The sequence below is a fragment of the Dyella sp. SYSU CM1112 genome, from assembly GCF_058216415.1.
In genome coordinates this window covers 1-440 of sequence record NZ_JBZEGI010000066.1, presented here as the reverse complement: position 1 = coordinate 440, position 440 = coordinate 1, and the positions used below count along the sequence as shown (strand labels likewise).

Here is a 440-nt window from a genome sequence, read left to right as displayed (position 1 = left end):
CCAACTGAAAGCGGGCGGCCAGCTCGCCCTCAGCGCCGGCCATGACATCACGCTCCATGCCGTCACCGACCAGCGCCAGGCCGCCGCCGAAGGCATGCAGGGCAACACCCTGGTCGGCACCCGCCAATATGACGAAGCCCTGCGCGGCAGCCAGCTCAGCGGCGCCAACGGCGTCGCCCTCTCCGCCGGCCATGACCTCACGGCCGTGGCCGCCGGCATCACCAGCGACAACGGTGCTATCGCGCTGGCCGCCGGCCACGACATCCACCTGCTTGCCGGCCAGGAAAACCACACCTGGCAGCAGGACACCCGCACTCAAACATCCGGCCTGCTCGGCAGTAGCAGCACCACCACCCACGATGCCGTCCAGGACAGCTACGCCGTCGGCAGCCTGCTCAGCGGCCACAGCGTGACCGTCGCTGCCGGCCACGACCTCACCA

The 440-nt window shown here is 70.0% G+C and carries 1 protein-coding gene; it reads left to right on the top strand.

Going from position 1 to position 440, the window contains the following annotated elements; all coding sequences use genetic code 11:
• Nucleotides 1-440, top strand: a 440-nt coding sequence (locus AC4HNJ_RS21635) for a hemagglutinin repeat-containing protein (RefSeq protein WP_490481687.1), incomplete at both ends; no start/stop codon positions are given.